Genomic DNA, 6814 nt, shown 5'->3' on the forward strand with positions numbered 1-6814 from the left:
CACCATCGGCCAATCGCAGCGGTGCGATCAGTCCGACGACCGCCGCGCATGTCGCCGCGAGCCTCGGCGACGCCGTGCCGCTGATCATCGACGGCGGCGCGTGCAGCGCCGGACTTGAATCGACAATAGTTGCGCTGCGCAACTTTGATGGAAGACATGGATGGCAGTTGCTGCGCCCCGGCCCGGTCGACCCCGCTGACATCGCTGCGCTGCTTGGGCAAGCGGCCAGCCCGCTCGCCAGCCACACCATCGAAGCCCCCGGCCAGCTGGCCAGCCATTACGCGCCTTCCAAGCCGGTTCGGCTGAATGCGGCGCGTGCGGAGGCGGATGAGTGGCTGATCGGCTTCGGTACGGTGGCGGGGAACGACACGCTGTCGGCGTCGGACGATCTGGCAGAGGCGGCGGCGAACCTCTATGCGGCGCTGCACCGCGCTGATTTGTCTCCGATGCCGCGTATTGCAATCGCGCCCATCCCGGCTGACAACATGGGGGCGGCGATCAACGACCGGCTGCGACGGGCGGCGGCTTAGCCCTGATCACCCTCACCCTTCCCACTCCGCCTTGCGGTGCGGGCCCCTTCCCTCTCCCGGTGGGAGAGGGAGGGAGACGGCAGCGTCGCGAAACTAGCCCCCAAAGCCCTCGCCCTGCGGCCAGCCGGGGCCGCGATAGGCGATGACCTTGAACAGCGCGCCCATCTGTTCTGGTGCAACCAGCCGATCAAGTGCCACATCCAGCGCACCGGCCTGCGCCGGATCGGATTTCGCGAGCGCAGCGGCACGTGCGCCGATGCCCAGCGCCATCAGCCAGTCGCCCTGCGCCACTGGCCCCAGGCAATCGACATCGGCGGCGAGCGCGATCTGTTTAAGCTGCGCGAAATCAACCAGCGCGCTCAGGTCACACTCACCCGGATCGGCAAACGGATCGACCTGCTGGTGGTCGCGCACCGCCTGCAGCGTGCTTCCAGTCTGCGGCGCGGTATAGCCGTAATCGATGAACAGCGCCGTGCCGCCCTGCGCCTTCAACCGGGTGGCAATCTCGAACGCATAGCCGCTGGCCGCCGAGCAGGTCTCAAGGATCGTGCCGGGCGGGCTGGTGCACAGCTCTGCGCGCACGGCATTGTCCATCGGCCGTGCGCCGGCAACAGGCATGAACCGCTCGCCATTATGCACCACCACCCGCTCGCGCCAGCCCTGATCGGTGGCGACCAGCTGACGCACCGGCAGCGCATCCAGAAATTCGTTGGCGACCACCAGCAGCGGCCCCTCGCGCGGCACACTGTCGAGCGCATCGTGCCAGCGTGCCTCAGGAACCCGCTCGCGCTGGATGTGGCGCAGCCGTTCGCTGCCCTCGATCAGGTGGACCTGAGGGCTCAGCCCGAACTGCGCCATCGCGCGCAACGCGTCCCTGGCCAGCGTGCCGCGTCCCGGCCCCAGCTCGACATAGTGGCATGGGCTTGGCTTGCCCGCGCGCAGCACCTGATCGGCGAGCCAGATGCCGACCATCTCGCCAAACATCTGGCTGATCTCGGGCGCGGTGATGAAATCGCCGGTGGCGCCCAACGCTTCGCGCTTGCCGTAATAATGCGCGTTGGCCTCTGCCATGTAATGCGCGACGGTGATCGGGCCGGTCGCGCTGATCAGCCTGCGGAAAATGGCGTCGAGCCCGGGTGTATCGCCATTGCCCGTCATCATCAGGCGGTCGCGGGCAGCGGCTTGACGGTCCTCCCGCGCGCGCTGAACATCAGATACAGACCAATCAGGATCATCGGCACGGTCAGCCACTGGCCCATGCTGAGCCCGGTCTGCTGCGCCAGAGTGACCAGATGCGCATCGGGGTTGCGGAAATATTCGACAAAGAAGCGGCTGGCGCCATAGCCCGCCATGAACACACCACTCAGGAACCCGGGGCGATGGCGCGCATCGGTTTTCCAGAACAACACGCCCAAGATGACCGCCAGCAACGCGCCTTCAAGCCCCGCCTCATACAGCTGGCTGGGATGGCGCGGGAGGCCTTCAGGATCGGTCGGGAAAATGATCGCCCAGGGCACATCGGTGGGCCGCCCCCACAGCTCAGCATTGACGAAATTGGCGAGCCGCCCGAACAACAGGCCAAAGGGCACGACACACGCGACGTAATCACCCACGCGCAGGAAGCTGAGGCCATTGCGCCAGGTGAGGAACAGGATCGAGACGATCACCCCGATCAGCCCGCCGTGGAAAGACATGCCGCCCTCCCACACCTTGAACACTTCCAGCGGGGTCGCCAGCAGATCGGGCCGGTAGAACGCGATATAGCCAAGCCGCCCGCCAAGGATAATGCCCAGCGTCGCATAGAGCATCAGATCATCGGCATGGCGCTGCGCCATCGGCGCGCCGGGCTGCTTGAGCAGCTTGCCCATGTACCAATAACCGAGCAGGATGCCGAACAGATAGGCGAGCGAATACCATTTGAGCTGAAACCCGCCAAGGCTGAGCGCAACCGGCGACAGTCCCAGCTCCTCAAAACGGATCGGCTGTGACGCTACGGCGCTGGCAGTATCGGCGGCAAGCGCCAGAAAGGGCAGGATCAAGGCTTTTCCCCACGGATTTTCCCCTTCATAAGGGCTGCCCAGGGGTACTGGCAAGCATAAGCGAAAGAGGAGAGATGGACGATGGCGACCGAGCTGGACCAGATGATGGACGAGGCGATCAAGGCCTTGACCGGCGAAGGTGGCATGTTGCCGTTGACGCATTTCGAAAAATACGGCGAGAAATTGCCGATGATTGCGGTCGCCCCGCCCGCGCTGTCGCATTTCTTTGCCTATTTCTGCGCGCAAAATGCCGACAAGGAATTTCTGGTCGATGGCGACACCCGGCTGACCTTTGCCGAGACTTATGCTGCCGCGCGCGGTGTGGCCGCCGCGCTGGTCGAGGGCCACGGCATCGCCAAGGGCGACCGCGTGGGGATCGCGGCGCGCAATTCCGCAAACTGGATCATCGCCTTCATGGGCACACTGATGGCAGGCGGTGTCGCCACCCTGCTCAACGGCTGGTGGCAGGGGGTCGAGCTGTGCGCCGGTATTCGCGATGTCGAATGCGCGCTGGTGCTGGCCGATGACCGCTGCTCGGCAAAGATCGCCGAATGCGGGAATATCGGCGGCGCGCGCGTCATTACGTTCAGCCATGATGGCCCGCCCGCCAATGGCCTGTCCGCCGTGCTGGCTGCCGGCGGCAGCGCTGCGACGGTGCTGCCCGACCTGTCAGGCGATGATCTGGCGACGATCCTGTTCACATCGGGCTCCACCGGGCAATCAAAGGGTGCTTATTCGGACCACCGTGGGGTCGTGCAGGGCACCTTCAGCTATCTTGCGCAGACGCTGATGGCGCTCAGCATCGCCACCCGCATGGGCAAAGCGCCCGAGGGTCAACCCGCGACGCTGCTCAACGTGCCGCTGTTCCACGTGACCGCCGAAGTGCCGGTGCTGCTGCAGAGCTTTGCCATCGGGCGCAAGCTCGTGCTCATGCCCAAATGGGACGCGCAAGAGGCGATGCGTCTGATCGAGGCGGAGAAAATCACCTATTTCGTCGGTGTGCCGCTGATGAGCTACGAAATGGCGACGCACCCCAGGCGCGACCAGTATGACCTGACCAGCTGCGTCACCTTTGCCGCAGGCGGTGCGCCGCGCCCGGTCGAGCATGTCCGGCGGATCAAGGAGACGATGGACTGGGCGTTCCCGATCCTGGGCTATGGCCTCACCGAAACCAACGGCATCGGTTGCGGCAATTTCAACGAGAACTATATTGCCAAGCCCGACAGCACCGGCCAGCCATCGCGCCCGCTGGTCGACCTTGCGATCCTGGACGACAACGGCCATCCGCTGCCCAGCGGCGCGGTCGGCGAGGTCGCCATCCGCTCGGTTGCCAATTTCCTGGGTTACTGGAACAACCCTGAGGCAACGCGCGCCGCGATCATGCCCGATGGCTATTTCCGCACCGGTGATCTGGGCTATCTTGATGCCGACAATTACCTGTTCATCGTTGACCGCAAGAAAGACATCATCATTCGCGGCGGCGAAAACATCAGCTGTGTCGAGGTGGAAGCCGCGATCTACGCGCATCCCGGCATCGCCGAGGCGAGCGTTTTCGGCATCCCCGATGAGCGGTTCGGCGAGATTGTCGGCGCGGTCTATGTCGCGCGCGACGGCGAAACTGTGACCCCTGATGATCTGCTCGGGTTTCTCAGCGATCAGCTTGCCGCCTTCAAGGTGCCTGCCAAGCTGTGGCAGACCGATGAGGCACTGCCGCGTCTGGGGACCGCAAAGATCGACAAGGTGGGGCTGCGCAAGGCCTATCAGGCGCAGGCAAAGGCGGAGGCCTGACCGGAAAACAGCTGCTGCGGGATGACAATCCGCTGATCACCCCCTAGATCAGTTGTGCCCATGACCACTGTCCACAACCAGCGCGCGATCATTGATCGGCGGGCAATCGACGCCCGGATCTCCACGCTGGCGCAGGACAGCGCCGATCGTGCGCGCGGCGAGGTCGTCACCATCTTGCGCGATGCATTGGCCGATGGTCGCGCGGAGATTGCCCGGCGGCTGGTGGACAGCCCGGCATCGGGGCACGAATGCGCCGCCGCACAGGCGTTTCTGATCGATCAGATCGTCCGGCTGATCCACGATTATGTGGTGCGCTTTCAGTACCCTGTCGCCAACCAGAGCACCGGCGAGCATTTCTGCATCGCGGCGGTGGGTGGTTATGGACGCGGCGAAATGGCGCCGCACAGCGATGTCGATATCGCGTTCCTGACGCCGATGAGAAAGAACAGCTGGACCGAACAAGCGATTGAGGCGGTGCTGTATCTGCTGTGGGATCTTGGGCTGAAGGTCGGCCATTCGAGCCGCTCGCTCGATGAAATGGTGCGCCAGGCCAAAGGTGACCTCACCATCCGCACCGCGCTGCTTGAGGGCCGCTATGTCTGGGGCGATCAACAGATCTACAAGCAGGCAGGCGCGCTGTTCTGGAAAGAGGTTGTCACCGGCACCGCGCGCGATTTCGTCACGCAAAAGCTTGTCGAACGCGACACCCGCCACAAGAAGATGGGCGATAGCCGCTATGTCGTCGAGCCCAATGTCAAGGATGGCAAGGGCGGGCTGCGCGATCTGCACACCCTCTACTGGATCGGCAAATACATCCATCAGGTGCGCTCGGCGGCGGAGCTGGTCGACGCCGGGCTGCTGACGATCACCGAATTTCGCGGCTTTCGTCGTTCGGCCAATTTCCTGTGGGCGGTGCGCTGCCATCTGCACGATATCACCGGGCGCGCCGAAGACCGGCTGACCTTCGATCTGCAGCGCGAGGTGGCGACCCGGATGCGCTTTGCCGACCGGCCGGGCAAGTCGGCGGTCGAGCGCTTCATGCAATATTACTTCCTGAACGCCAAGCGGGTGGGCGACCTTACGGGCGTGTTTCTGGCACAGCTCGATGACCAGTTTGCCGAACGCAACCGCCGGTTCATCCCCGCGATCTTGCGCAGGCGACCGCGCCGGCTGGCCGGCTTCGTGCTTGATCGTGGACGGCTGGCGCTGCCACACGCGGGCTTCTATCGCGAAGACCCGGTGCGGCTGATCGAGATCTTCCACCTTGCCGACAAGCACCGGGTCGAAATTCACCCCGCAGCGATGCGGCAGGCGAGCCTCGATGCCGGGTTGATCGATCATCAGGTCAAGGCCGATCCGCGCGCCAACGCGCTGTTTCTTGACGTGCTGTGCAGCCCGCGCGACCCCGAAATGGTGCTGCGCTGGATGAACGAGGCCAACGTGTTCGGCAAATTTGTGCCCGATTTTGGCCGCGTCGTCGCGCAGATGCAGTTCGACATGTATCACCATTATACTGTGGACGAACATTCGATCCGCGCCATCGGCCTGCTCGCTAAAATCGAATCGGGTGACCTGAAAGACGACCATCCACTGGCCCATGCGATCATGGACAAGCTGGTGTCGCGCCGGGTGCTGTTCGTCGCGACGCTGCTGCATGACATCGCCAAGGGGCGGCGCGGCGATCACAGCGTGCTGGGCGCAGAGGTTGCGCTGAAGCTCTGCCCACGGCTGGGGCTGAGCGAGGCCGAGACCGAGCAGGTCGCCTGGCTAGTGCGCCATCACCTGCTGATGTCTGCCACCGCGTTCAAGCGTGACCTTACCGATTACAAGACCATCGCCGATTTTGCCGCCATGGTGAAAAGCCCCGAGCGGCTGAAGCTGCTGTTGGTGCTGACGGTGGTGGATATCCGCGCGGTGGGGCCGGGCATCTGGAACAGCTGGAAGCGCCAGCTGCTCGGCAACCTGTATGAATCGACCGAGGAGGTGCTGCGGCTGGGGCACAAGCAGCATGGCCGGCGCGAACGCGTCAAGGCCAAGCAGGAGGCGGTGCGCGCCGCGTTGAGCATAGATGACGGGCGCTTTTCCCAGATCGCACGCAAGCTGGACGACGCCTATTGGATCGCCGAGCCCGAAGACATCATCGTCCAGAACCTGCGCCTGATCGATCAGCACGAAAGCGATCCGCTCGCGGTATCAGCTGAATTTTATCCGGCGCGCGGTGCGACGCTGGTGACGGTGAGCGCGGCGGATCACCCCGGCATGTTCTATCGTATCGCAGGCGGCATCCACCTGGCCGGGGGCAATATCATCGATGCGCGCATCCACACGCGGCGCGATGGCATGGCGCTCGACAATTTCCTGGTGCAGGATCCGCTCAGCCGCCCGTTCATGGAAGAAGCGCAGATCACGCGGCTGAAGCTTGCCATCGGCGATGCGCTGTCGAACCGCGTGGCGCTC

At 64.2% G+C, this 6814-nt stretch carries 5 protein-coding genes; 3 read left to right on the plus strand and 2 right to left on the minus strand.

The genetic code is table 11. The features are described 5' to 3' along the window. A partial coding sequence (locus ACEW8G_RS11250) for an L-threonylcarbamoyladenylate synthase (RefSeq protein ID WP_373488510.1) occupies positions 1–530 on the plus strand: 530 nt, incomplete at its 5' end. A 93-nt stretch (positions 531–623) separates the two neighbouring features. Here the strand turns inward: ACEW8G_RS11250 and ACEW8G_RS11255 are convergent. Both ACEW8G_RS11255 and lgt read right to left on the minus strand, forming a co-directional pair. Then, positions 624–1691 (minus strand): class I SAM-dependent methyltransferase, encoded by a 1068-nt coding sequence (locus ACEW8G_RS11255; protein WP_373488511.1) that lies wholly within the window; start codon positions 1689–1691, stop codon positions 624–626. Beyond that, entirely contained in the window at positions 1691–2569 is an 879-nt protein-coding gene (lgt, locus tag ACEW8G_RS11260) for a prolipoprotein diacylglyceryl transferase (RefSeq protein ID WP_373488512.1), read from the minus strand. The genes ACEW8G_RS11255 and lgt overlap by 1 nt, the downstream gene beginning before the upstream one ends. Before the next feature lie 81 nt (positions 2570–2650). On the opposite strand from lgt, the gene ACEW8G_RS11265 reads away from it, so the two are divergent. Together ACEW8G_RS11265 and ACEW8G_RS11270 are read left to right on the plus strand one after the other, a co-directional pair. Continuing rightward, a complete protein-coding gene (locus ACEW8G_RS11265) occupies positions 2651–4357 on the plus strand; it encodes a class I adenylate-forming enzyme family protein (RefSeq protein WP_373488513.1) in 1707 nt (568 codons plus the stop codon). A gap of 60 nt (positions 4358–4417) precedes the next feature. Further along, positions 4418–6814 (plus strand): [protein-PII] uridylyltransferase (locus ACEW8G_RS11270; protein WP_373488514.1); only part of this gene is annotated, 2397 nt, incomplete at its 3' end.

This window comes from Blastomonas sp. (assembly GCF_041747255.1).
Lineage (GTDB): Bacteria > Pseudomonadota > Alphaproteobacteria > Sphingomonadales > Sphingomonadaceae > Blastomonas.